The sequence below is a fragment of the Enterobacter wuhouensis genome (assembly GCF_035835995.1).
Taxonomy (GTDB): Bacteria; Pseudomonadota; Gammaproteobacteria; order Enterobacterales; family Enterobacteriaceae; genus Enterobacter; species Enterobacter wuhouensis.
On sequence record NZ_CP142124.1, the window covers coordinates 1,045,828 to 1,070,230 of the forward strand.

Annotated in this window: 19 protein-coding genes, 1 tRNA gene and 2 pseudogenes; 13 read left to right on the forward strand and 9 right to left on the reverse strand. The window is 52.6% G+C overall.

The annotated features are described in order from the left end of the window. Positions 1-9: 9 nt before the first annotated feature. The 4 genes and pseudogenes from proA to VPX56_RS05030 all read left to right on the forward strand — a co-directional run bounded on the left by proA (position 10) and on the right by VPX56_RS05030 (position 5,122). Positions 10-1,263 carry a glutamate-5-semialdehyde dehydrogenase gene (gene proA, locus VPX56_RS05015; RefSeq protein WP_326470257.1) on the forward strand — a complete coding sequence of 418 codons (1,254 nt, stop codon included), beginning with the start codon at positions 10-12 and terminating at the stop codon, positions 1,261-1,263. 112 nt (positions 1,264-1,375) lie between these two features. Beyond that, positions 1,376-1,451: transfer RNA gene (locus VPX56_RS05020), tRNA-Thr, on the forward strand. 178 nt (positions 1,452-1,629) lie between these two features. Then, a pseudogene (locus VPX56_RS05025) lies at positions 1,630-2,647 on the forward strand (tyrosine-type recombinase/integrase); the annotation flags it as partial. 66 nt (positions 2,648-2,713) lie between these two features. Next, positions 2,714-5,122 (forward strand): SIR2 family protein, encoded by a 2,409-nt coding sequence (locus tag VPX56_RS05030; RefSeq protein WP_326470259.1) that lies wholly within the window; start codon positions 2,714-2,716, stop codon positions 5,120-5,122. A 122-nt stretch (positions 5,123-5,244) separates the two neighbouring features. On the opposite strand, the gene VPX56_RS23005 is transcribed toward VPX56_RS05030, so the two are convergent. Next, positions 5,245-5,484: a phage polarity suppression protein gene (locus tag VPX56_RS23005; protein WP_370968218.1), complete on the reverse strand. Its 240-nt coding sequence runs from the start codon at positions 5,482-5,484 to the stop codon at positions 5,245-5,247. Positions 5,485-5,652: 168 nt separating this feature from the next. On the opposite strand from VPX56_RS23005, the pseudogene VPX56_RS05035 reads away from it, so the two are divergent. Next, positions 5,653-5,871 (forward strand): annotated as a pseudogene (locus tag VPX56_RS05035) (hypothetical protein); the annotation flags it as partial. A gap of 829 nt (positions 5,872-6,700) precedes the next feature. Continuing rightward, positions 6,701-7,192: an Hcp family type VI secretion system effector gene (locus VPX56_RS05040; RefSeq protein ID WP_326470261.1), complete on the forward strand. Its 492-nt coding sequence runs from the start codon at positions 6,701-6,703 to the stop codon at positions 7,190-7,192. A 24-nt stretch (positions 7,193-7,216) separates the two neighbouring features. On the opposite strand, the gene VPX56_RS05045 is transcribed toward VPX56_RS05040, so the two are convergent. From VPX56_RS05045 to VPX56_RS05055, 3 genes are read right to left on the reverse strand one after another with little or no spacing between them, the layout of a single operon-like run. Then, positions 7,217-8,113: an alpha/beta hydrolase gene (locus tag VPX56_RS05045; RefSeq protein WP_326470263.1), complete on the reverse strand. Its 897-nt coding sequence runs from the start codon at positions 8,111-8,113 to the stop codon at positions 7,217-7,219. Positions 8,114-8,143: 30 nt separating this feature from the next. Then, entirely contained in the window at positions 8,144-9,931 is a 1,788-nt protein-coding gene (locus VPX56_RS05050; RefSeq protein ID WP_326470265.1) for a hybrid sensor histidine kinase/response regulator, read from the reverse strand. Then, positions 9,928-10,560, reverse strand: coding sequence for a response regulator transcription factor (locus VPX56_RS05055; protein WP_131633346.1), 633 nt, complete (start codon positions 10,558-10,560; stop codon positions 9,928-9,930). The genes VPX56_RS05050 and VPX56_RS05055 overlap by 4 nt, the downstream gene beginning before the upstream one ends. Before the next feature lie 175 nt (positions 10,561-10,735). Between VPX56_RS05055 and VPX56_RS05060 the strand changes: the two genes are divergently transcribed. From VPX56_RS05060 to VPX56_RS05070, 3 genes are all read left to right on the forward strand, one after another. Beyond that, entirely contained in the window at positions 10,736-11,050 is a 315-nt protein-coding gene (locus tag VPX56_RS05060) for a putative periplasmic lipoprotein (protein ID WP_326470267.1), read from the forward strand. A gap of 116 nt (positions 11,051-11,166) precedes the next feature. Next, complete coding sequence (locus VPX56_RS05065; protein WP_326470269.1) at positions 11,167-14,169, forward strand: autotransporter outer membrane beta-barrel domain-containing protein; 3,003 nt, start codon at positions 11,167-11,169, stop codon at positions 14,167-14,169. A gap of 104 nt (positions 14,170-14,273) precedes the next feature. After that, complete coding sequence (locus VPX56_RS05070) at positions 14,274-14,894, forward strand: LysE family translocator (RefSeq protein ID WP_131633343.1); 621 nt, start codon at positions 14,274-14,276, stop codon at positions 14,892-14,894. Between the two features lie 94 nt (positions 14,895-14,988). Here VPX56_RS05070 and VPX56_RS05075 read toward each other — a convergent pair whose 3' ends face one another. Then, the gene (locus tag VPX56_RS05075) at positions 14,989-15,699 is read right to left on the reverse strand and encodes an SAM-dependent methyltransferase (RefSeq protein WP_326470272.1); all 711 of its coding nucleotides are present in this window, start codon (positions 15,697-15,699) and stop codon (positions 14,989-14,991) included. Positions 15,700-15,708: 9 nt separating this feature from the next. Continuing rightward, on the reverse strand, positions 15,709-15,966 hold the full coding sequence (locus VPX56_RS05080; protein WP_326470274.1) for a YjhX family toxin: 258 nt from the start codon (positions 15,964-15,966) through the stop codon (positions 15,709-15,711). A gap of 354 nt (positions 15,967-16,320) precedes the next feature. On the opposite strand from VPX56_RS05080, the gene VPX56_RS05085 reads away from it, so the two are divergent. Together VPX56_RS05085 and VPX56_RS05090 are read left to right on the forward strand one after the other, a co-directional pair. Next, positions 16,321-17,079: a PDDEXK-like family protein gene (locus tag VPX56_RS05085; protein WP_263611512.1), complete on the forward strand. Its 759-nt coding sequence runs from the start codon at positions 16,321-16,323 to the stop codon at positions 17,077-17,079. Between the two features lie 14 nt (positions 17,080-17,093). After that, entirely contained in the window at positions 17,094-17,735 is a 642-nt protein-coding gene (locus VPX56_RS05090; protein WP_326470276.1) for a hypothetical protein, read from the forward strand. 28 nt (positions 17,736-17,763) lie between these two features. On the opposite strand, the gene VPX56_RS05095 is transcribed toward VPX56_RS05090, so the two are convergent. Both VPX56_RS05095 and VPX56_RS05100 read right to left on the reverse strand, forming a co-directional pair. Further along, a complete protein-coding gene (locus VPX56_RS05095; protein WP_326470278.1) occupies positions 17,764-19,548 on the reverse strand; it encodes a diguanylate cyclase in 1,785 nt (594 codons plus the stop codon). A 112-nt stretch (positions 19,549-19,660) separates the two neighbouring features. Next, positions 19,661-20,770, reverse strand: coding sequence for an AI-2E family transporter (locus VPX56_RS05100; RefSeq protein WP_326470280.1), 1,110 nt, complete (start codon positions 20,768-20,770; stop codon positions 19,661-19,663). Between the two features lie 166 nt (positions 20,771-20,936). Here VPX56_RS05100 and mmuP point away from each other — a divergent pair, with 166 nt between their 5' ends. Next, positions 20,937-22,337 (forward strand): S-methylmethionine permease, encoded by a 1,401-nt coding sequence (gene mmuP, locus VPX56_RS05105; RefSeq protein WP_263611517.1) that lies wholly within the window; start codon positions 20,937-20,939, stop codon positions 22,335-22,337. After that, positions 22,324-23,256, forward strand: a complete 933-nt coding sequence (gene mmuM, locus VPX56_RS05110; RefSeq protein WP_326470282.1) for a homocysteine S-methyltransferase — start codon at positions 22,324-22,326, stop codon at positions 23,254-23,256. The genes mmuP and mmuM overlap by 14 nt, the downstream gene beginning before the upstream one ends. Positions 23,257-23,354: 98 nt before the next feature. Here the strand turns inward: mmuM and fbpC are convergent, their stop codons facing one another. After that, positions 23,355-24,401, reverse strand: a complete 1,047-nt coding sequence (gene fbpC, locus VPX56_RS05115; protein ID WP_326470284.1) for a ferric ABC transporter ATP-binding protein — start codon at positions 24,399-24,401, stop codon at positions 23,355-23,357. Positions 24,402-24,403: the final 2 nt, after the last annotated feature.

Genomic DNA, 24,403 nt, shown 5'->3' on the forward strand with positions numbered 1-24,403 from the left:
AGCCAGAACATGCTGGAACAAATGGGCGCCGCCGCGAAGGCCGCCTCTTACAAACTGGCGCTCCTTTCCAGCCGTGAGAAAAACCGCGTGCTGGAAAAAATCGCTGATTATCTGGAATCACAGTCCGAGCAGATCCTGCTCGCCAACGAGCAGGATCTGCTGGAAGCCCGCCGCAACGGCCTGAGCGAAGCGATGCTTGACCGTCTGGCGCTGAATCCTGCGCGCCTGAAAGGCATTGCCGACGATGTTCGTCAGGTCTGCAGCCTCGCTGACCCGGTAGGGCAGGTGATTGACGGTGGGCTGCTCGACAGCGGCTTACGTCTGGAGCGTCGCCGCGTGCCGCTCGGCGTGATTGGCGTCATTTACGAAGCGCGTCCAAACGTGACCGTTGACGTCGCCTCCCTGTGCCTGAAAACCGGCAACGCTGCCATTCTGCGCGGTGGGAAAGAGACATGGCGTACCAACGCCGCGACGGTGAACGTCATCCAGCAGGCGCTGGAAGAGTGTGGTCTGCCTGCGGGCGCCGTGCAGGCGATTGAAAGCCCCGACCGTGCGCTGGTGAACGAGATGCTGCGCATGGACAAATATATCGACATGCTGATCCCACGCGGCGGCGCAGGCCTGCACAAGCTGTGCCGCGAACAGTCGACGATACCGGTGATCACCGGCGGAATCGGCGTGTGCCATATCGTGGTGGATGACACCGCTGAGATTGAACCGGCGCTGAAGATTATCGTGAACGCCAAAACCCAGCGTCCGAGCACCTGCAATACGGTAGAAACGCTGCTGGTGCATCAGGGCATCGCGAACGCCTTCCTGCCTGCGCTGAGCAAGCAGATGGCGGAGAGCGGCGTGACGCTGCATGCTGATGCCAACGCGCTCGCGCTGCTTCAGGACGGCCCGGCAAACGTGGTTCCCGTAAAAGCCGAGCAGTATGACGATGAATTCCTGTCGCTGGACTTGAACGTGAAGGTGGTTGCCGATCTCGATGACGCTATTGCGCACATTCGTGAACACGGCACGCAGCACTCTGACGCGATTTTGACGCGTACCCTTCGCAATGCCGATCGCTTCGTGAACGAAGTGGATTCATCCGCAGTGTACGTGAACGCCTCCACCCGCTTCACCGACGGCGGACAGTTCGGTCTGGGAGCAGAAGTGGCGGTCAGCACGCAAAAACTGCACGCGCGCGGTCCGATGGGGCTGGAAGCACTGACCACCTACAAGTGGATCGGCTTCGGCGACGATACGATTCGTGCGTAAATAAAACGCGGGTGATGCAAAAATAGCCGTTTGAATCAAAAGGGCATTGACGCATCACCCGGTTAGATCTAACCTTTTGCCCCGTGGTTACGCTCGTAACCGGCCTCTCAGTGCCGATATAGCTCAGTTGGTAGAGCAGCGCATTCGTAATGCGAAGGTCGTAGGTTCGACTCCTATTATCGGCACCATTTCAACTTCCCCAAACGTCCGTATTCATCCATAATAACCTTGATTTATAAAGATTTTACTGATTTTTTGTCCATCGTTGTCCGTAACCATCCAGTAGAATCCGATACGGAATGTGTTTAGGATTGTGTATATGTTCCTGTTCGGTCTTGGATTCCTGTACACGTTCCTTTAAGTGATATGAAGATTCGCCGCGCTAAGCTTGAAGCAAAAGTCTATACACTTAGAGACGAGCTAGGGCTCTCGCTGATAATAGAACCTAATGGCAGCAGAGTTGGCTATTCCGCTATTGTTTTGCCGGTAAGCCTAAAATGATCTCGCTTGATGTTTATCCGACGATCAGACTGGCCGATGCTCAGGAGCGTCGTGACGGTGCCCGAAAACTGATTGCCGCAGGAAAAACCTAGTGGGGTTCGAAAAGAGCAGAAGATTGCTTTGCAAACGGCATCTGAGAGCGCGTTTGATAAGTTAGTCAATGGCGTTAGGTGTGTAAGTACAAGGCCAGTCTGCGAAATTAAACCGCTAGAACTGATTAGTCTAATGCTAAAAATTGAGAAATGTTGTGCGTTAGAAAAAATGTGGAGAGTTCAGAAGAGTTATTCAGTGGTTTTTCGCTATGCTATAGCCCCCGGAAGAGCTGAGTTTAACCCTGCAGCGGATCTCTCTTGCGCCCTCAAAGTACATCAATCCAATCATTTCCCGTTCCTAAGAGCTGATGGATACCCAATTTTATGCACTCCTTAGATAGTAAAATAGGGAGTAATCTTGTCCAGATTGCATTAAATTACTTATGATTGTGGGAGTAAGAAACATAATATAACGTGCTGCATTGTGGGCAGAATTTGATCTGGATAACGCTCTTTAGAAAATTCACGCTAAAAGGATGAAAATGCGGAGGGCATATCTTGTGCCATTATCCAATAAAGCGTTAGATTTACTCAAAGAGCTCAAGATAATGACTGGTACTGTTAACTATCGTTATGTTTTTCCGGGGCGGGATGATCCGAACAAAACGATGAGTGAAGCAAGTATAAATCGTGTTATCAAATGTATCGGTTATGCTGGGCGATTAACCGGGCATGAGTTTTGGCATACTTAATGAACAATTTTATACGATAAGGGCTTTGAGTCGGGTCAGACAGAGACCCAGCTAGGTCACATTGATAAAAACGTGATTATAGGTAAGTATAATCATGCTTAATATCTTTCTTAAAACGTAATATGATGGAATGGCACTCTAACACTTTTGTAAACAGGACTTGATATGGAACTTGAACAAATTTACTATGATGCATTAAAGGGAAACTGTTTCCTCTTCTTGGGGGCGGGATTTAGTTATGAAGCAAAAAATGCTGCAGACGAAAGATTTCCTAGTGCAGATAAATTAGCTACACAACTCCAAGATAAATTAGATTATGATGAGGAACGCCCCCAACTTAAACAGGCCTCAGAAGATTATATCGATGAGTTTGGTAAAGAAGCTCTTTTTAAAATAATATCTGATACATTTAGAGTTAAAACTACTAACGTTGACTATTCAGTATTAGCGAAAATGAAGTGGCGAAGGTTTTATACCACAAACTATGATGATTTAATTGAGCAAACTTTTAGGGAACAAAAAGTAAACATCCATTCTTTGTTAATAAACGATGAGCCATCTCTAATGATACCTGGAGAAATATCGTGTATTCATTTAAATGGTTTCGTAGAAAAGATGGAGTTAAGTAAGTTTGATAGTGAATTTAAGTTGACTGAAACTAGTTATTTGACGCAAATGTTTACTAATAGTAAATGGAAGACTGTTTTCAACGCAGATTTGAGAGAGTGTGATCGTGTATTTTTTATAGGTTACTCTTTGTACGATCTTGATATTGAGAAAATTTTAGTCGAAAATCCTGAAATTAACCGTAAATGTGTTTTCATAACAGAAGAAAAACCATCTTTAAGTCTACAAAAAAAACTAAGCAAATATGGAAGTATACTGAAGATTGGTGTGGCTGGTTTTTTAAATGGGTTAGAAAATACATTAAATGTATTGGGTGATGTAAAGTCAGAATTTAGATATGAAAATGTACATCGTTACGATTCAGTTATACCAGACTCAAGTGTTACAACAAAAGATATTATTTCTCTTTTCTTGTATGGTAGTGAGAAGCAATCTGCTATAAAAGATTCTATATTATCTGGAAATTCAAATTATTATATTTTCCGGAGAAAAATAAAAGATCTAGATCATGATTTAAAAAGATACTCTTGCGTGGTTGTCCACTCAAAATTAGCAAACGGCAAATCGATGTTTTGTTTGGGAGCTATGGAGCACCTTACGTCTCTCGGTTATACAGTATTCTCATTGAATAATAGCAAGGATATTACATCTGCAGAGATAGAGAATTTAAAGAAAGAAAAAAGACCCGTTTTGATTATCGAAAACTACCATCGATATATTCCCACTCTTCAGTTGCTCGGAGCAATGAATACCGATAATATCAAAATCATTCTTACATGTAGGACTGAACTGCAAGAGATATATGTCGAAAATTTAGATGATCTCGGATGGTCAAGTTTTGAAGTGGATGTTAATTACCTGACCAAAGAAGAATTGACTGCAGTAATTAATATTATGGGGGCAAATGGTCTTTTTGGTGAACGTTCAAATTTGAATGAAAAACAAAAATTTGATTATCTGGCTAAAAATTGCCGAAGAGAAATTTCTCTTATTTTAGCTGATATTTTAAAAGCGCCTCAAATTACCGAAAGGATAAATGAGTTATTAAGTAAAGTGCGAAAGGATAGTGAGCTTGAAGAATGCTTGCTCGCTTGTTCTATAGCCTCATATTTAGGTTACGAGTTTGATAGTATAGATATCCAAACTCTAACTTCTGCTAGGGGAATAGATAAAGTTAAGTATTTAAAGGATGAAACAACATCTCAAATACTAGAAAAAAACTCACAAGGATTAGTTGTTTTAAAAAACCCAGTGTTAGCTAAACATATTTTAGCTGCTAAGGTGGAAACCAATCCAAATGAATTTCTAAAATTTTTAGTTGAATTCTATGGAAAGTTAAATCAATACTCTTCTTATGAAAGAAAGTATTATGACTTAATGAAAGATATTAATGTTTTTTCAAATCAGCTTAAGTTGTTTGGAGAAAAAAATTGTGTGACTATAAATGATTTTTATGATAGGGTGCGATTATACTCTGATAATAGTAGGAATCATCATTTCTGGTTGCAATTCGCAATAGCAAAACTTTCAATTAAAGAATATGATGATGCTAAGACATACATTGAAACAACCATTTCCTTAGCAAAAGATCGTCGTTATAATTTTGATTGGGTTAACTGTCAGTATGCACGTTTAGTTATTGAAACCGCTAATCTTGTTGACAATACAAAAGAGATTATTGAAAGATTGAGATTTGCATCTAATTTAATTATAAATCAAAACAATAGACATTATCCATTCCGGGTTGCTTGCAGTTTTGTATACTATGCAAGAGATAATCAGGCAACAATTGATCTTGAAACGAAGAAAGTTATCGCAGAGATTTTAAGGTTGTTTGATGCTAAATATTTTAAAACAATTTCTCAACTTAGGAATAAAGAACATCCAGTTATGGTCAATTTTAAATCTACAATAGGGCAGTTTTTCAAAAACAATCCAAATCTTTAAATATATTAGGGGAGTGCAATGCTCTCCCCACCTCTCCTGCCCGCTTCATACGGCCGTTTTTATGCAGGTGTATTAATCGGCACAGGTCGCGCCGTTTCTGGCGTAGTGGTGGGAAATAAGATTCAGAAATTTGCAAGAAAAGCCATGCACCTTAAGGATACATGGCTGATTTCGAAAAAAAAGGGAATATTCGGGGGATTATTGCGTGCTACAGTGCGGCCTGCTCTGTACTTAGGTGGGCGTAAATCAGGTCCTCTACCGGGAGTGAGTTTCTCGCGATTAGCATCCCGCGAGGCCGTGTCTGGCCTGTATCGGATGATCGTTAAAATATCTCTTACCTTAGCGGAATAAATAATTTTCATCTGCGTCTAGCCAGGCTTATAGGGCCTCATGCAGATAATCTACCGGGTACGGCATGGCGCTCTGTTTTACTGCGGAAAGCTGTTCGTTATAATCTGTCAGCTGAAGTGCCAGCGTGGTGATCAGTTCCTAGCCGGGTAACTGCAGAAAGCCATGGAGCCGATTGAGAATACAGGAACGTGTTCAGGCTAAAAATGTTCGAGCTGAAGCTGCCCATTATGCTGAAAAAGTACGGCCCTGATTATGAAAAGTGGCACACAAAGCAGGGGATACAGAACAATCGATCGCTGAAAGAGGAAAGCTACGTCGACTGGCTGCCTAAGTGGCACAGGATGAACAATTCACCCTTCACCTTCTTTTCACCGTGTATCACTTACAGGTTTTTATAAAAAACCAGAGGTCAACAGAGTGATCAGCAAAATCTATAAAAACTTTTTATCCCCCTGCGCATCGCTTGATCCTATACATCCAGAATGAGCAAAAATCACTTTGATAAAAGTGGACTATTCACTCTACACCAACTCATTACAACCTAACTGAATGACATAATATTATAATTGTTCGAGGTAAACAGTTAAACGCAAAAAACTTTTTCTTAGTTAGGATTAGATTCAAAAAATGGACGTTATTGCCGATGTGTATAGTCTTATTTATCGAAATTTTAATTAATTCAGTTTATTGTGTTGTTGTGTTGGTAGCGATTATCGAATCATTTAATTAAAAGCATTATATCAAACCCACACCTTATCCCAGCATCACGTTTTCTGAACCTTTATCTTTCTTGTACATCTTTTTCTTTTTTTAATTAATTTTAAGTAAATCAACCAATAATGATGCTTATATAATCTTAAAATTACCTGTAAACATTGCTGGCTTGATTGCATTTTCTCTACACTCATTTAGCTCCTGATATGAAATCCTTACTGGCTCAAGGATGGATTGAGGTCGTAGCAAATGGCTATAAAAACATTTGTCCTTCGTACAGGTAAAAAATTCTGTACATAATATGCTTTATTCTTTGCTATGGTCTTATGCCTAAGGCAGAGCACTTTCTTAATATTGAGGTGGCATCCCAGTGGAGTGAAGTAATATATGGGGAAGATAATATTGAGACACTATATGATTTATTCGATGACGTTGATATTGTCGTTGCATTTTTTGTGACGACAATAGTATATCTTTTTATTATGAAATCAATAAAATATATGAGGAAATAAAATGCCAACCCCTCCCTATATGTGGCTAAAAGACGACGGTGGCGCTGATATAAAAGGCTCCGTTGATGTTAAAGATCGTGAAGGTAGCATAGAAATCATTGGCCTTAGCCACGGGATTAATCTCCCCGTGGATAGCATGAGTGGAAAAATAACCGGTACACGCCAGCACTCATCAATGATGATTGAAAAAGAGGTTGATAGCTCCACGCCCTATTTATACCGCGCTGCTGCGACTGGCCAGACGCTGAAAAGCGCAGAAGTTAAGTTTTATCACATAAATGACGCTGGTCAGGAAGTGAGTTACTACACGGTCATGATGGAAAATGTGAAGATCACTGGCGTTAACTGCGGGGTTGCCAACGTCAAAATGCCAGGCAACTATAAGATGAATCATGTTGAAAGCGTCAGTATGCAATATGAAAAAATCACGTGGCGTATCGTAGACGGCAACATCCAGTTTGCAGATGCATGGAATGAGCGACACACCGCCTGAATATAAAAGGGGGGACCATCACCATCACCCCCTCAGCCATCTTCCATACTCGTCTGGCCAGTCCACCGTCTCCGTTCCCCGCTTCCCCATCCCAAAACCATGTCCGCCCGTCGGATACCTATGCATCTCAACCGGGACGCCATGCTCCCTGCACGCCTCAGCCATAATCAACGAATTGTGGGGATCGGAAAGCGGGTCGTCTTCTGCCTGTACGATAAAACACGGTGGTGTAGTAGTTGTGACGTAATTCTGCACCGACCCTGCATACTCCTCTGCCGCAGACGCGTGCGGTCCCACCAGAATTCTGTGCGTAGAGGTATGGGTGTAAGGTTTTTGAAGGGTAATCACCGGATAAATCAGCGCTGCACCGTCAGGTTTGGCACTTAATTTATCAATCTCATCCCGCGCAGGATACGAGCGATAGTCAAATCGTGTGGCCGTCATGCCCATCAGGTGCCCACCTGCAGAAAATCCCAACACGCTAACGTGTTTTTCTCGCTGGCGAATAATCCGCAACGCGCGCTGGGCATCCTGCAGTGCCACCAGATTTCCATCGTTCCAGCCTTCGGCGGGCAGGCGATAGTTCAGGATATACGCGGTAAATCCGCGCGCGTTCAACCACCGTGCGGCGGGAATGGCCTCTTTACGGTTTTGTATACGCTTATAACCTCCCCCGGCTGCAATTAACACCGCGCGTCCGTTAGGTGAGGAGGGGGCGAGCATACTCAGGCTCGGTATCGAGATAGTGTGCAACGCACCAGAAGATGTATACATGCGCGATCCTTTAGGCCCACCGCCGCCCGGCGGAACACCTTTCCACAGCGCGGTCTCTACCCCTGCATCCGGCGTGTCAGAGGCAAAGGAAAATCGGGCTGTTGCCGTTGCCGCAGCAAGGCCTAGCAGAAAATGACGGCGGTTCATTGTCCTCCCGGGAATGGCATAGCGACATTTTTATCCACGACACCCACACCACTGCGTCAGCAGCGCATGCAGTTTAGCCGGCTCCAGCGGCTTGCGCAGCACCATGTATCCCTCCTGCTCCGCCTCCAGCAGAACCGGCGAGTTAAACTCGCCGCTGACCATCGCGCCGCTCATGTCCGGCAGGCGTTCAAAAAGCGCTTTCAGGATGTCGAAGCCGCTCTCACCGGATCGCAGGCGCTGGTCGCACAGCACGGCGAACGGCGTGAAGCCGTCGTCGATGATGGCGAACGCCTCTTCAGCGGAGGCCGCACAGCGCACGTTGATTCCCCAGATGCTCATCAGGCTCTCCCAGGCGGACGTCACCAGCGGGTCGTCATCGACGACCAGACAGGAGCCGTGCAGCGGAGCATAGCGTACCGGCGGGGCGGTATTGTCACAGGCGGGCGGGGAATCCTGCGAGACGTCTTCGCCAGCATAGCGGGTGAAGCGCATCCAGAATCGTGAACCTTTGCCCTCAATGGACTGCATCCCGTACTTCACCTTCATCATCCTGGCGCAGCGGGCAACCACCGCCAGGCCTAGCCCGTGTCCGGCGCTGTCGATCTTCCATGCCAGCTCGGGCCGATAGTAGGGCGAGAAAATTTTGCCTTTCTCGTCGTCGGCGATGCCGACGCCCGTGTCCCACACCTCAACAAGGCAATCGCCGCCGCGCGGCCGGATGGCGACCAGCACGCCGCCCTGCTGCGTATAGCGAAGGGCGTTTTGAACCAGGTTGATCATGGATTGTCGCACCAGCAGCGGATCGCCCATCACGTAGATGCGGCGTTTAGGCCGCCACATGCGCAGCCGCAGGGCGCGGCTGTTGGCCTCTTCGCGAAACAGCGTGATCACCGAGTCGAGCAGGGCGCCAATGTCCACTTTGGTCGGGGCGGTGAGCACATTCCCGGATTCAATCTTGCTGAGATCGAGCAGGGAATTGAACATCAAATGCACCGAGCGGACGCTCTGCTGCAGGTCAAGGAGCTGGGGGGTCAGGCTGTCGTCCCGGTTTCGGTGGATAATCGCTTCGATCAGAAAACCCATGGCGTGTACCGGCTGGCGCAGGTCGTGGCTGGCTGTCGTCAGGAACTGGTTTTTATCCAGCAGCGCCTGCTCCGCTTCCTCTTTGGCCTGTCGGAACTGTTCTGCCAGGCGTGAGCTTTGCTCTTCAAGCAGCGCTTGCTGAATGAAGAACGCATGCGACGTTAACGCATGGCGATAAATGGCGAAGCCGTACAGCAGGTTCAGCATCAGCACGATGAACATCAGATCGTCCAGCCGCCAGATGATGCCGAGGTTCAGTACGCCCCAGGAGGCGAAGAAAAAGCGCGTAAAGGTGCTGATGACCGGCGTCAGATGCGTCGCGTTGGCGGCGACGATAGCGGCAATACTGATATTCAGGAGCAGGAAAAAGTCAAAGTTCTGCGTCTGCGGGGTAATTAAATAGAGGGATGAAATCCCCAGCCCGTGAATAAGAGCGATCTTATTTATGCGTGGAAGCCAGCGGCGCAGGACGTCCTCTTCATCCTGCTCTTTCGCTTCGCGCCGGTAGCGTCGGTGCAATATTCGGATCGCCACGGCACATAGCAGGTAAATGATTATCCAGGTAAGGGTTGGGCCAAGATCGTCGCCCAGCAAATTTATCCAGATGGCGAAAGGAATGCCGACAAAAGGCACGGCGCTGAAGCTGAACACCAGCCGCAGAAAAGTATTGTTTAGCAAACGGATCTGCGCGGGCGGAGAGATCCCTTCGTTCTGTAAGCTCTGGAAAAACCTCATTCCGACGGTTCCCGCTTGCCATGCAGAAGGGTGATGGCTTCTACCCGACTATTAACGCCTATCTTTTTAAGGATATTGCTAATGTGTTCTTTGACCGTGGGCTCAGAAATTGAAAGCTGTGCGGCAATTCGTTTATTTGGCAGGCCGCGCATAATCATATTTAACACGTCAATTTGTCGCGGCGTTAAGTTAAATTTACTTAACTTCTCGTTATTCGCCTTTACGGATAAATCGTTCCCCTCGGGAAACCAGGTGAGATTATCAGTAAGTGCGAAAACGGCCCGTGAGAATATTTCAGGCGGCTCGCTTTTCAATACGAAACCATGCCCTCCGGAGGCGTGAACTTTTTGCCAGATATCGTTGTTATCATCTCCGCTGACCACCAGGAGTCGTACCTGTGGGTAAAGCTGTTTCACTTCTTTCAGTAATTTCAACGCCGTGCCGGACGAAAGCCAAAAATCGATTACCAGCAAGCGCGGCGGGCCATTATCCCTAATTTGACGGTAGCAATCATCCTCATTCGTCACCACGCACGCCTGCTTAAATCGGCAATGCGTAATCAGAAAATTGGCGATGCCGCTTGCTACCAATGGATGGTCATCAACGACCAACGCATAATTCTGCCCCAAAGGAATCTCCTTTCACCTTCGCATAACTAAGAGTACGGATGAATTATTATCTACCCACCCTACTTTAGGAGGGTTTTTTCGAATAGGAAAGGGAAATATATTAATCGCACATTTGGGTGATAGAAAACATAAATACAATCAGAGATATTAACTGGTTGGATATAAAGGATAATTTATGAAAAGAACGCTTATCGTTTTAACCGCTACAATGATGCTGGCCGGTTGTTCCACGCTGAAAACAGATCAGGCTATTCCGCTGCTGCAGGCGGAAACCGCTAAAATGCTGGGCCTGGGCTCGTCCGATGAAATAACCGTAACCAACGTTAATGGCGCCCAGCCTGATGCACTCGGCGGACAAAATCTCTCTTATCGCGCGACGACGGAAAAAGGGCGGATTTTTGATTGCTCGTCAATGATGATGCCGGGGATTTTAGGATCGGCACCGACGCTGAGCGCGCCAACCTGTACACCCGTCGTCACACACAAATAAATAACTTCACATCAAAAGGCGTAGATAAATAACGCCTTTTACATTTTCTGACGTCTCTGAGTTTTCATATAAAAACGATTTTCCTGACATCACGCTAATGAGTACGGAGATAGCCCGTGAATAACTCTACATCGCCTTCTTTAGCGGTTAAGACACCGCTTTCCAGACTTTACCTCGCGTTATTTTCCGCGCCGCTGCTACTGCTTTCACCTGCCGATTTCGCCCGCGCAGCCGATGCAATTTTTGACGGCGACTCGCGTATTACCGAAACGCTGGGCTACACCGGAGATGTTTACGTTGGACGTAACCAGCGCGGAAACCTGCTGATCGATAATGGTAAAATCACCGCCTATAACATCAATATTGGCCGACTGTTCAACGGCCAAATTTATGAAAGCCTGGTCACGGTCCGTGGACCCAATGCCGAGCTTAACGCGGTGAACGACCAGTATGTCCTGCGCGGCGACCTGAATCTTGGCCTCGGCACCCTGCGGGTCGAAGAGGGCGCGCTGGCCAGCGCGAAGGAGATCGTGGTCGGCACCACCCGCGGCTACGACAGCCACCTTATCGCCACGGGCAGCGGCTCGCGCGTGACCAGTAATTTTCTCAGCGTCGGCACCGATCTGGGGGCACGCTCCACGCTGGCGATTGAAGATGGCGCGGTGCTCAGCACAGCCTACGACGCGCGCATCGGCAATGGTACCGGGCCGGGTGAAGCCGACGCGCTGAGCCCCAAAGCCACCGTCACCGGTGCCGGTTCGCAGTGGAACGTTGGCCGTACGCTGACGCTGTATGGCGATATGGACGTGCTGAACGGCGGGGCGGTAAAGGTTGCTAACGTGCAGGTGGCGGGCGTCTCCGGGGCAGGTAAAACCGCCGAACTGGTTATTGCCGGGAAAGACTCGCGCTTTACCAGCGCCAGCAGCGTGAACGTGGGCGACTATGGCAACGGCGTGCTGTCGGTCATTGACGGCGGTGCATTTTCCGCGGGCAGCAATGAGCTGGTCTTAGGCACGACCAGCTCCGGCTCGAACCGCGGCGCGCTGATAATCGGCAGCCGCGGCAATATGGATACCGGAACCGGCCTGACCGAACCGACGCTGGGCGCGGCGGGCGGCGCGGGCACCATCGATGCGAAGACGGCAATCAGCCTGCGGGGCGGGCTGTTCGGCAGCTATGTCTACTTTAACCATACCGACGCTAACTACGTGTTTAGCAACACGATGAGCGGTGAAGGTGAGGTGATCAATACCGCCGGGCAGACAACGCTGAACGGCGATCTTTCAGCACTGCAGGCGAACGTGACCGCGCGCGGTGGCAAAGTCATTATTGCCAGCAATATCAACACTCAGCCTGAAGACGATATCTTTGATGTTCAGACCCTTAGCGCCGAGAACGGCGGTACGCTGATCCTCAACGCGACGGCGGGCTCCGACGTTAACAACGGGCAGGGTTACAGCAGCGCTGCGTCAATCAAGGCCGGCGGTACGCTGGGCGGCAACGGCACGCTCGGCCAGACCGAGATCCTGTCCGGCGGCCATATTTCGCCCGGCGATGGCGGCATTGGCACGCTCACCCTGAAACGTTACCTGAACTTTATCGGCGAATCCTTCTATGACGTTGATATTGCGGGTGATGGCAGCAGCGATCGGCTGCTCGTCTCGGGCAAAACTACCATCAGCGATCGGGCCAAAGTTCAGGTCACCGCGCTCGATCCGCAAACCAGCTACAAAACGGGCCAAAGCTACCGCATTTTAACCTCTGACGGGGGAATTGACGGCCAGTTCGCGGGGGCGATTTCAAAATCCGCCTTCCTGGACGTGGCGCTCAAGCAGGGCAATAACGCCGTCGATCTGACCATCGCGCAGAAAGAGATCGGCGGCGAGAACCCTGGTGGCGAAAATCCGGGCGGAGAAAACCCCGGCGGTGAGAATCCGGGCGGTGAGAATCCTGGTGGAGAGAACCCGGGCGGTGAAAATCCGGGTAGCGGCAAGCCGGGGATTTTCCAGACCGTGGCCAAAAGCAGCAACCAGTGGAATACCGCCGGCGCGCTCTCCACGCTGACGCAAAGCGGCCCGTCGCTGGCGCTGTACAACTCCCTGCTGGCGCTGAGCGCGCCGGAAGCGCGAGAGGCGTTTAACCAGCTGTCCGGTGAAGTTTATCCGTCGATGCAGTCCAACCTGATCGCCGGCAGCACGCAGGTGTTTAACGTGTTAAACCAGCGCATGCAGCGCGCGTTCGATAACGACAGCCTGGCAATATCCCCGTTAGCGATGTCGCTGGTGCAGCAGCCGGAGCCGCAAAACAACGGCGTTTGGGGCCAGACCTTCAGCTCCTGGAGCCGAAACAGCGGCGACGGTAACGTGGGCAAGCTGGACGGCAACACCACCGGCTTCCTGCTGGGGGCGGATCGCAAGCTGGCGGACCATAGCGTGCGTGTCGGTGGCTACTTCGGCTACAGCCGCGGTGATTACGACGTCGACAGCCGTCGTTCCTCAACGGATACCGACAACTACCACCTTGGCCTGTATGCGGCTGGACAACAGGATGCGTTCTCCCTTCGCGGCGCGCTGGGCTACACCTGGCACAAGATCGAAGGCGAGCGCAATGTTGATTTCAGCGGCTTCTCGGATCGGCTGAAGTCGGATTACGACGCCAACTCGCTGCTGGCGTTCACCGAGGCGGGCTACCGTTTCGGCCAGCCGGATATGAATATCGAGCCGTTCGCTAATTTATCGTACATCCGACTGCATACCGACAGCTTCAGGGAAGACGGCGGTGCCGCCGCGCTGAGCGTGCGTAACGACACGATGAACACCTTCTACTCCACCCTCGGGGTGCGCGGCGTGACCGAGCTACCGAAGAACGTTAACCTCTACGGTTCGTTGGGCTGGCAGCACGCCTACGGCGATAAGAACACCTCATCGCGCATGGCGTTTGCGGGCAGCGACGCGTTCATTACTCAGGGTCAGGCCGTCGATGAGGACGTGATGGTGGGCGATATCGGCGTGAGCGTACAGCTGTCTCGGGCTGCGACGCTGGACGTGGGCTATCAGGGACAATATGGTGCGGATACCCGCGTCAACGCGGTTAACGCGAATCTGCGCTGGTCGTTCTGAACCTGAATTCATGCTCGTAAACAGACAGACCCGCTTGATGCGGGTCTTTTTTTGTTGCGGTATTGTTAACTTCCCATTACGCTTTGCGTTTTCGGAGAAACAGCATGTCCGTCACCGATGCCCTTCTTGCATTCACCTTCGCTGCCACGCTTCTGACGCTCACCCCCGGCCTCGACACAGCCTTAATCCTGCGAACCGCCGCCGCTGATGGCAGTAAAAAAGCCATACACGTCGCGCTGGGGATTGATACCGGCTGCTTTATCTGGGGGGCAGTAGTGGCGTTTGGTCTGGGCGCGCTGCTGGCCGTCTCTGAAGTCGCGTACTCGCTGCTAAAGTGGTGTGGTGCAGCGTATCTGTGCTGGCTAGGCCTCCAGCTGTTGCTTCGCCCGCGGCAGCAGTTTTCCCTCTCAGCAGAAGGCCGTGCCCGCAGCGGCAACGGTTTTTTGCGCGGCATGTTAGGGAATGTCCTGAACCCTAAAATGGGCATCTTTTACGTTTCGTTTCTCCCGCAGTTTATTCCCGCAGGACATTCGCCTTTTGCCTGGACGTTTTTGCTGGTCGGGATTCATGTGCTGATCGGCACGCTCTGGTCACTCACGCTGATTATTGCGACGGGATATGCTGCGGATGTGCTGAAAAAGCCTGCCGTGGTGAAGTGGATGGACCGAACAACCGGCGTCGTGTTCCTGCTGTTTGCCGCAAAGCTGGCGATGAGCAAGCGATGAACTGCCGGGTGGCGCTGCGCTTACCCGGCCTACATGCGGCAATAATACGCCGTTCATTGTAGGCCCGTGCAAGCGCAGCGCCGCCGGGCAAAGGTTACTCCCGTTTTTGGGCGATAAGCTGAATCATATTAAAATACGCTCCGGCACCGGCGTCCATGATCGGCACCATCATCTCCTGCGCGATCTCACACGCCATAAACTCGTCCCACGCCTGCTGGCATGTGTCCATTTCGCGTACCGTGGTTAGCGTAATACCCGGCTCTTTCTCCCAAAGCGCTTTCCACCAGTGAAGCGGGTAAAAGTACCACTCGGGCGTCCAGAAAGGCTTCACGACCTCCGGCAGATTGTCTTCGCTGTAGTCGCCGATAAATCCGGGAACCGCAGCGGCAAAATGCCCGCCGGGTTTGAGGTACGGCAGGAGCGTAGCCAGCATGGTGTCGTTGCTACCGAAATACTGGTACGCGTCCACGCTCACGATCAGGTCGAAGTAGTCATGCGCAAAGGGGATCTCTTTTGTTGCATCTACCAGAAGCGGGAAAATTTTCCCGGCCAGCCCCAGCGCGGTGAACCGCTCTGCGTTCTCGGTGGGGGCGATCCACAGGTCGGCGGCAAAGACCGTCGCACCGTATTTCTCTGCGAGAAGGATAGAGGAGATCCCCTTTCCGCAGCCGAGATCCAGAATGCGCATACCCGGTGTTATCGGAAGCTGTGCCACCAGCTCCTCGGTTAGCCGCATGGCGTTTGGACCCATCATGGTGTCGAGTAAAAAAGCGCGATCGTAGCTGTCTGTATAAGGTGTATTCATCACTGCTCCTTAGCGATTATCCAGCTGGGCGCGAACGTTGTTCAGCCCGGAGGTGTTGATGCGGTAAGGCTGGCCGTTCACCGAACGGATCAGCTTCTTGGTGCGGAGTTTTTTAAAAACGGCGAGCGTGCAGTCGCTGAGGAGCATCCCTTCGCGGGTATAGCATTCAACGGAGGTGACGCGGCCAGCGCTGTCGCGGACGTGCGCAATACGTCCACCTTTTGCGAGAACGTGTAAGGTACGTTGTTCCTGACGGGATAAATTCATACCGGAAAACCTGTTTAATCATCATGCGTAAAAACGAGCCCACACCAGCAGGTGCGTGCGTAAGGTTTAGGCGCAGCGATAACCAGTCCGTCCTGAAAAGGGCGGGAAACTGATTATCAGATGATTACATTCTCCAGCATCAAAGCCTCGGTGAGAGTTGAAAGGTATTTACGTGGTGAATAATAACACCTGGTTTATGTAGGGGAATGGGAAGCTGTGAAAACTGTGACCCCGATCGTCCCGGCAGGCCACGTATAGTCGTATATATAGCGGGAAGAACGTTAGATAAAGCTCAATTTTTTCATTGGGATGCCGTTATAAAGGTAGATTTACAGCAAAGGGAATTAATGCAATATGGAGACAGCGACAGCCACTCTTACCGCTCGCCTCGAGGATTTTTTCGAAAACTGGCCTAAAAACCTGACAATCAGGAATAGTAGATCTTCGCCAGCCTCATTTCCATCAACAACAGCCCTGGCGCGCTTTTTGGCGCAGCTTGAACAACCGCTTCAGTCGCTACATTACGCTACGATAGGCTTCAATCCCTGGGAGGCCGCTGGAATAGGTCACAACGAAGTGCGTAATTCAGCGTTGCTGGCCTGGCTACTTGATCCTCGGGAAAGCCATGGCTTTGGCAGAGCCCCGCTTCATGCGCTTTTGCAACTGATCAACGCCAAGCGTGCCGATTTTCCTTTGGGATATCAGCGCTATTGCCGGATTGAAGTGGAAAAAAATCCGAGCGGAGACAGCCGCAACCGGGTTGATATTGAAATCGATACCGATGCATTTTTCCTGCTCATTGAGGTAAAGATTCGCGCGGGGGAGCAGGAGGAACAGATGCAGCGCTACTGCGAGGAGGCCGCTGCCAGAGCCGGAGCACGAAAGTGGGCGGTGGTATTTCTGACCGTGCACGGTGGCGCATCGCTAACGGCCGGGCCGGATGCTCTTCCCGAACAGGTTCCGGCCATATCCTGGCGCAGGCTTTCAAACGCATTGCGCGCCGCCGTCTCGGCCCCTTATCAGGACATCATTTCCTCTCAGCCAGTTTCTCCCTCCAGGCTGATGGCTGCGTGCGCAGCACTTCATTTTATTGACCACATACGCAAATTGTAACGAAGGAAAAATGGATGAGTTATTACAACGAGGAAGAACGTAAAGCCGGAGCGATGCTGCTTTCACAGCTGAGCATGTTTAACCAGGCGGCAGTGGTGTTTGAAACGGTTGTCGCCCCAGCGTTCTGGAAGGGGTTTGATCAATGCGTCACGCAATTTATTCAGTCTAACGCTTTTCTTGGGAAATCTGACATCGAAGCCAAAGACGTTCTCTGGATAGCTCCAGCCTCGTGGTGTATAGGAGAAGATCATTACAAATGCTGGTTTGAAAACCACCAGACTCCCTGCAAGGAGAATGATTACCTGCTAGCCGTATTAACCCGCTGTGCGACTGAGACAACTGCATTCGGATTTCGTCTGGCGATTAACGGCAGCGCATATGGCGGCGTGCGTAATTTAAAAAATTACGCCCAGGAAGAACGTTCGCGTGCAGCGCGAGACAAACTCGCTGCGTTCGGATTTGAAGATCAGGGTAAAGGGAATTTCTTCCTTCCCCTGTTCCTTAATATCGCCCAGCTCTCAGAGTGCTGGCTGGAATACGGTGCATTTCCAGTGGAACATCCAGTATTTGAACCGCTTAATACCGTTCTTGAAACATTAAGAAGTGCGATGCCGCTTATTGATCAAATCCTGTGTCCGCTTGAAGTCCCCCAGTAAGTCATGCCGGGTTACGCCCGGCAACGCGCTAGCCCGCCTCCAGCATCCCAAAACTCACAATCCGCGAACGTCCCAGCTCTTTCGCCCGGTACAGCGCCACGTCCGCCGCGCGCAGCAGGTTGTCGCTCTGGGCGTGCTCTGGATAGCAGGCGATACCGATCGAGACGTCCACCGGCCCAATCTCAGACAGCCCGTAGCGGAGCGATAGCGCATGCACGCCGTTGTAAATCTCCGTTGCGCAGGCATGCGCTGCGTCCTCATCCGCGCCGGTGAGCAGCGCCAGAAACTCTTCGCCGCCGTAGCGGAAGGCCAGTCCGTTATCATGTACCGCCCGCTGAATAATGGTTGCGACGCTTTTAATCACCTGATCCCCAGCCTCATGACCAAAGCGGTCATTAATGCTTTTGAAGTGGTCGATATCGATCATCAGGCAGCTTACCGGCTCCTCGTTGCGTATGGCCTGCTTCATCTGCGTGCGCAGCGTGTCTTCCAGATGATGGCGGTTACGCAAGCCGGTGAGCGGGTCGAAGAGGGCTTTTTCCAGCAGGGCATCGCGCAGCCGCTGGTTGGCCAGCGCCAGACCCAGCGCCTCGGCCATCAGTTCCAGATAGGCGCGGGACGGCGCGGTTTCAGGCGTAATGTTCTGGAAGGAGAGCAGGCCGATGGCTTCGCCCTGGGCAATCAGGGGCACGCAGAGCGTTCGATGATTTTGCGATTCAGGCAGGTGATAGCACGCGATATCCGGTTCACCGCTGACCGGCGGATGGCTTTGTCCACGACGAACGGCCCAGCACGCGTCAGGGTGAAACGGTTTTTTCTCTCCTTCCGGCGAGAGCCATTCAGCCGCGCAGCGCATCTCCCACGCCTCGCGATCGATAATATACAAGCGCCCCGAGATGCCGGGTGCAATATTGGGGGCGAACAGCTCGGCCACGTTGATCACGTCGGCGAAGTTTTCGCAGCCCTGCAGTCGCTGGGTCATTCGCGCCAGCAGTTCGCGGATCGCCCAGTCGGCATCGCGCTCTTTTTCCAGCCGCTGCCGCGCCAGGCCGTTTTCACGGAAGATACGAATGGCCTGCGCCATATCGCCAATTTCGTCGATCTGGGTGAAGTTTGGAGTTTCGACGGCGTAATCCTGCGAGGCCAGACGATGAACTACGTCGCTCAGCCGGACGACCGGATGAAGTACGCGTCGTTTGAGAATAAAGCCCATGACGAACAGAAAGAGCAGGGCGGTCAGGCCGACCATGATCTCAGAGGCTGTTCGCAGGTTTTTCGAGGTTTTCGTGGCAGCCTGCACGTCGGCGATGACGCGTTTGTCGAGTATCTGGCGGAAATGGTCGATCTGCATCTGCGCGCGTTCGAGCTCTTGCTCATAATAGGTGCCATAAAGCAGGGCAACGGCCTGTTGCTCTTCACCTCGTGCCATACTGCTCAGTGCGGTTTTCTGCTCGTCCTGCAGTTCATTAATGATGTTTAATCCATCCTGGAGCAGCAACAGCTCTTCGCCCGATGCGCCGTTATCTTTTAGCTGCGCCAGACGATGTTCAACGTTCTTTAGTTCGCTCTCTTTCTGCTGATACTCTTCCAGAACAGAAGGTTCTTTTTTGATAACGAACAGGCGTGCCAAATCAGAGAGCATCCAGGCATCTGTTTCTACATCTTCCGTCAGCTGATCGAACACCTGCCGTTGCTTAACGGCCTGGCGCTCAACGTTGTCTGCGTGGGAGGCCATCAGCATCACGATGCCGGAGGCGATGGTCAGGCACACCGTGGCACCGTAGGCCCAGTTGGTTATCGTGGCGATTCGCACCTGTGGGGTCCTTCTGCGGCATAAGTGGGGGAGCGTTTTTCAAATTATAGAAAATGTTTGATTTCGCGTGAAAAAAAAGGCGGCACGAGGCCGCCTTCCTGAAAGGGGAGCGTCACAAATCCGGCGGATTTTTCCCCTCTTCGATGAAATCGGCATCCAGCTCTTCGGCGTTGCCTTCGTGGTCGCGGCCTGAGAACAGGTTCCAGCAGGCGATAAACAGCGCGGCAATCAGCGGACCAATGACAAAACCGTTAATCCCGTACAGCTCCATCCCGCCAAGGGTCGAGATCAGAATCAGGTAGTCCGGCATTTTGGTGTCTTTGCCGACCAGCAGAGGGCGCAGGATGTTATCCACCAGCCCAACGATAATGACGAAGAAGCCGACGATAAACAGCCCTTGCCACAGCTGGTGGGTAGCGAACAGGAAGATGGCCGCCGGAACCCAGACGATAGCGGAGCCAACCGCAGGCACCAGCGAGAGGAACGCCATCAGCGCGCCCCAGAGCACGCTGCCGTCAATGCCGACAATCGCGAACGCGATGCCGCCGAGCGTCCCCTGCACCACGGCGACTACTGCCGTACCTTTTACCGTCGCGCGGGACACGCCGACGAACTTGGCGAACAGGTGCTGCTTGGCGAAGTCGGACAGCGGCAGAGAATCGAGGATCTGACGCACCAGATACGGCCCGTCCTTCAGCAGGAAGAACAGCAGATAGAGCATGATGCCGAAGCTGATGGCAAAACCGAACGTACCCTTACCAATCAGGAACGCGCTGCCCGCCAGATACTGACCGCCCTGCAGCGCCACATCCGAGAGCTTTTTCTGGATCTGCTGGGCGTTGGTGAGGTTGTGATCGGCCAGGAAGCCGGTTGCCCAGTCGGGCAGGCGGTTAAATATTCCGGCGACCACTTCCGGGAACTGGGTATTGTTCTGCTGCAGCTTGGTGTACACCACGTTCAGCTCGATGGCGAGCGAGGAGAGGATCACCATCAAGGGGATAAACACGATCAGGCAGATGATGCAGAGCGTCAGGAACGACGCTAGCCCGTTGCGCTCGCCCAGCGCCGTACGCAGCTTATTTTTCACCGGGTTAAAGATGATGGTCAGGATTGCGGCCCACAGTATCGCGGAGAAATAGGGCGACAGCACGTCAAAGAAGGCCCAGGTGACGAGGGCGAGAATAAAAATGAAGAAACCTTTGGTCAGTCCATTAAAGCGCATAGTGAGTCCTGGTAACGAATAAACTGTGACGACTATAGAACTGATTTGAGGATTTACCAATAAATGTGCGGGTGGCGCGACGTGCCCGGTTGGCTAGCTTTTTATTAACAATCACGGTATAACACCTTCTTTGGATGTTTAGATGTCCATACGTTTAGAAGGTAATATGCAAACAGAACACGAAAATGGGCAGCTAAAGCGCACCATGAAAACGCGCCACCTGATTATGCTCTCGCTGGGCGGCGTGATTGGTACAGGGTTATTCTTCAATACCGGATACATCATTTCCACCACCGGCGCGGCGGGCACGCTGCTGGCGTATCTGATTGGCGCGCTGGTGGTCTGGCTGGTGATGCAGTGTCTGGGCGAGCTTTCCGTAGCGATGCCGGAGACCGGCGCGTTTCACGTCTACGCCGCCCGCTACCTGGGCCCGGCGACGGGCTACACCGTGGCGTGGCTTTACTGGCTGACCTGGACGGTGGCGCTCGGGTCGAGCTTCACCGCCGCCGGGTTCTGCATGCAGTACTGGTTCCCGCAGGTGCCCGTCTGGGCGTGGTGCGTGGTGTTCTGCGCGGTGATTTTCGGCCTCAACGTTATCTCGACGCGCTTCTTTGCCGAAGGGGAGTTCTGGTTCTCGCTGGTCAAAGTGATCACCATCATCGCCTTTATTATCCTCGGCGGCGCGGCGATCTTCGGGTTTATCCCGATGCAGGACGGTTCCCCCGCGCCGGGCTTGAGCAACATCACCGCCGAGGGCTGGTTCCCGCACGGCGGCCTGCCTATTCTGATGACCATGGTGGCGGTGAACTTTGCCTTCTCCGGCACCGAGCTGATCGGCATCGCGGCGGGTGAAACGGAGAACCCGCACAGGGTGATTCCGGTGGCGATCCGCACCACCATTGCGCGCCTGATTATCTTCTTTATCGGCACGGTGTTTGTGCTGGCGGCGCTGATCCCGATGCAGCAGGCTGGGGTGGAAAAAAGCCCGTTCGTGCTGGTATTTGAAAAGGTCGGCATTCCTTACGCGGCGGATATCTTTAACTTTGTGATCCTGACGGCGATCCTCTCGGCGGCGAACTCCGGGCTGTACGCCTCGGGCCGGATGCTGTGGTCGCTCTCTAACGAGAAAACGCTGCCGCGCTGCTTCGCCCGCGTCAATAAAAACGGCGTACCGCTGACGGCGCTGTCCGTTTCCATGCTCGGCGGCGTGCTGGCGCTGTTCTCCAGCGTTGTCGCGCCGGACACGGTGTTTGTCGCGCTGTCGGCGATTTCCGGTTTCGCGGTGGTGGCGGTGTGGATCAGCATCTGCGCGTCGCATTTTATGTTCCGTCGTCGCCATCTGCAGTCCGGCCAGCCGCTTTCTGCGCTGCAGTACCGTGCGCCGTGGTATCCGGTTGTGCCGGTGCTGGGCTTTATCCTCTGCGTGGTGGCCTGCGTCGGCCTGTGGTTTGATCCGAGCCAGCGCATTGCGCTTTATTGCGGGCTGCCCTTTGTCGCCCTGTGTTATGGTGCCTACTACCTGACCCGACATCTGACAACGCAGGAGCCTGAACATGTCGCAGAATAATCCGCTTACCGCCCTCCTTGAAACGCAGCCGTTTATGGTGCTGGACGGCGCGATGGCAACGGAGCTGGAAGCGCGCGGCTGTAACCTTGCAGACAGCCTCTGGTCTGCCAAAGTGCTGGTAGAAAACCCGGAGCTTATCCGCGAAGTGCATCTTGACTACTACCGTGCCGGGGCGCAGGTTGCGATCACCGCCAGCTATCAGGCCACGCCTGCGGGCTTTGCCGCGCGCGGGCTGGACGACGCGCAATCCCGTGCGCTGATTGGTAAAAGCGTCGAGCTGGCGCGTAAGGCGCGCGAAGCGTACCTGGCCGAAAACCCGCACGCGGACACGCTGCTGGTGGCGGGTTCCGTGGGGCCTTACGGAGCGTATCTGGCGGATGGCTCTGAGTACCGCGGTGACTACGTGCGTAGCGCTGACGAATTCACGGAATTCCACCGTCCGCGCGTGGAGGCGCTGCTGGACGCGGGGGCAGACCTGCTGGCCTGCGAAACCCTGCCGTCCTTTGCGGAGATCAAAGCGCTGGCCGCGCTGCTGGCCGAGTATCCCCGCGCCCGAGCGTGGTTCTCGTTTACCCTGCACGACAGCGAGCACCTGAGCGACGGTACGCCGCTGCGTGAGGTGGTCAGCGTGCTGGCAAACTATCCGCAGATTGTGGCGCTGGGCATCAACTGTATCGCGCTGGAAAACACCACCGCGGCGTTGAAATACCTGCAAAGCCTGACGGCGCTGCCGCTGGTGGTCTATCCGAACTCGGGCGAGCATTACGACGCGGTGAGCAAAACCTGGCACCATCACGGCGAAGCGTGCGAGACGCTGGCGGGGTATTTGCCGCAGTGGTTAGCGGCAGGGGCGAAGCTGATTGGCGGGTGCTGTCGCACCACGCCGAAGGACATTGCGGAGCTTAACGCGCAGCGCTGAGTCTTTTGCCGGGTGGCGGCTGCGCCTTACCCGGCCTACAAAATACAACAACATGCACGAACCGTAGGCCGGGCAAGCGCAGCGCCGCCCGGCACACATCACGCAGCCTCAGCCAATACAAACATCCCGTACGGGTGGATCTCCAGATAGTACGCATCGCCCACGTCCGGCTGCAGCCGGGTGGCGTTCACCTGCAGTAAAATCTCCTGGCCGTGCCAGTCGACAATCACCTCATACTGCGGCCCCATGTAGGCGACGTGGCGGATAGTGCAGCGCTGGCTCTCTTCCCCGCGCTGGCTCAGCGTAATTGCCTCCGGACGCACGCCGACGGTGCCTTCGCCCTGCGTGGCAAAGTGCAGCGGGCGCGGCAGACGGTAGCCGTAGATCTCGACAACATCCTCGCTGAAGCGGGCCGGGAACAGGTTGGCATCCCCCATAAAGCTCGCCATAAAGCGAGAGGCCGGCTGGCGATAGAGATCCTGCGGCGAGCCAATCTGCATGATGTTGCCCTTGTTCATCACCAGCACGGTATCGGATACCGCAAACGCCTCGCTTTGATCGTGCGTCACGTACAGCGAGGTGATGTTGAACTGCTTTTGCAGCTCGCGAATTTTGTCGCGCATGCTGCGTCTGAGGTTGGCGTCGAGGTTGCTCAGCGGCTCATCGAACAGCAATACTTTTGGCTTGAGGATCAGGGCGCGGGCCAGCGCCACGCGCTGCTGCTGGCCGCCGGAAATCTGGTCTACGTAGCGGTCCTCAAACCCGTCAAGATCCACCATCGCCAGGGCTTCTTTAACCCGCGTTTTTATCTCAGCGCGCGACACGCCCAGCATCTTCAGACCGTAGCCCACGTTCTCGCCCAGCGACATATGCGGGAAGAGGGCGTAGGACTGGAACACCATGCAGATATCGCGCTGCTGAATGGAGCGGTGGGTCACGTCCTCGCCGTCGATGTAAATCTGTCCTTCGGTTGGTTTTTCCAGCCCCGCGACCAGACGCAGCACGGTGGTTTTACCGCAGCCGGACGGGCCGAGCAGCGTCACCATTTGTCCCTGCGGGATCGCCAGGTTGATGTTTTCAATCACCGTGTTCGCGCCAAAGCGCTTGGTCACGTTGCGCAGTTCAACGAAATGTTTCTCAGTCATAG

What these genes read in the sequence shown, in the direction of transcription:
- VPX56_RS05060 (WP_326470267.1), top strand. Translation starts at nt 10,736, where the DNA reads ATGAAAAGAACGCTTATCGTTTTAACCGCTACAATGATGCTGGCCGGT.
- VPX56_RS05080 (WP_326470274.1), bottom strand. Translation starts at nt 15,966, where the DNA reads ATGAATTTATCCCGTCAGGAACAACGTACCTTACACGTTCTCGCAAAA.
- VPX56_RS05100 (WP_326470280.1), bottom strand. Translation starts at nt 20,770, where the DNA reads ATGCGCTTTAATGGACTGACCAAAGGTTTCTTCATTTTTATTCTCGCC.
- VPX56_RS05070 (WP_131633343.1), top strand. Translation starts at nt 14,274, where the DNA reads ATGTCCGTCACCGATGCCCTTCTTGCATTCACCTTCGCTGCCACGCTT.
- fbpC (WP_326470284.1), bottom strand. Translation starts at nt 24,401, where the DNA reads ATGACTGAGAAACATTTCGTTGAACTGCGCAACGTGACCAAGCGCTTT.
- mmuM (WP_326470282.1), top strand. Translation starts at nt 22,324, where the DNA reads ATGTCGCAGAATAATCCGCTTACCGCCCTCCTTGAAACGCAGCCGTTT.
- VPX56_RS05075 (WP_326470272.1), bottom strand. Translation starts at nt 15,699, where the DNA reads ATGAATACACCTTATACAGACAGCTACGATCGCGCTTTTTTACTCGAC.
- VPX56_RS05040 (WP_326470261.1), top strand. Translation starts at nt 6,701, where the DNA reads ATGCCAACCCCTCCCTATATGTGGCTAAAAGACGACGGTGGCGCTGAT.
- VPX56_RS05050 (WP_326470265.1), bottom strand. Translation starts at nt 9,931, where the DNA reads ATGAGGTTTTTCCAGAGCTTACAGAACGAAGGGATCTCTCCGCCCGCG.
- VPX56_RS05090 (WP_326470276.1), top strand. Translation starts at nt 17,094, where the DNA reads ATGAGTTATTACAACGAGGAAGAACGTAAAGCCGGAGCGATGCTGCTT.
- VPX56_RS05045 (WP_326470263.1), bottom strand. Translation starts at nt 8,113, where the DNA reads ATGAACCGCCGTCATTTTCTGCTAGGCCTTGCTGCGGCAACGGCAACA.
- proA (WP_326470257.1), top strand. Translation starts at nt 10, where the DNA reads ATGCTGGAACAAATGGGCGCCGCCGCGAAGGCCGCCTCTTACAAACTG.
- VPX56_RS05030 (WP_326470259.1), top strand. Translation starts at nt 2,714, where the DNA reads ATGGAACTTGAACAAATTTACTATGATGCATTAAAGGGAAACTGTTTC.
- VPX56_RS23005 (WP_370968218.1), bottom strand. Translation starts at nt 5,484, where the DNA reads ATGAAAATTATTTATTCCGCTAAGGTAAGAGATATTTTAACGATCATC.
- VPX56_RS05085 (WP_263611512.1), top strand. Translation starts at nt 16,321, where the DNA reads ATGGAGACAGCGACAGCCACTCTTACCGCTCGCCTCGAGGATTTTTTC.
- mmuP (WP_263611517.1), top strand. Translation starts at nt 20,937, where the DNA reads ATGCAAACAGAACACGAAAATGGGCAGCTAAAGCGCACCATGAAAACG.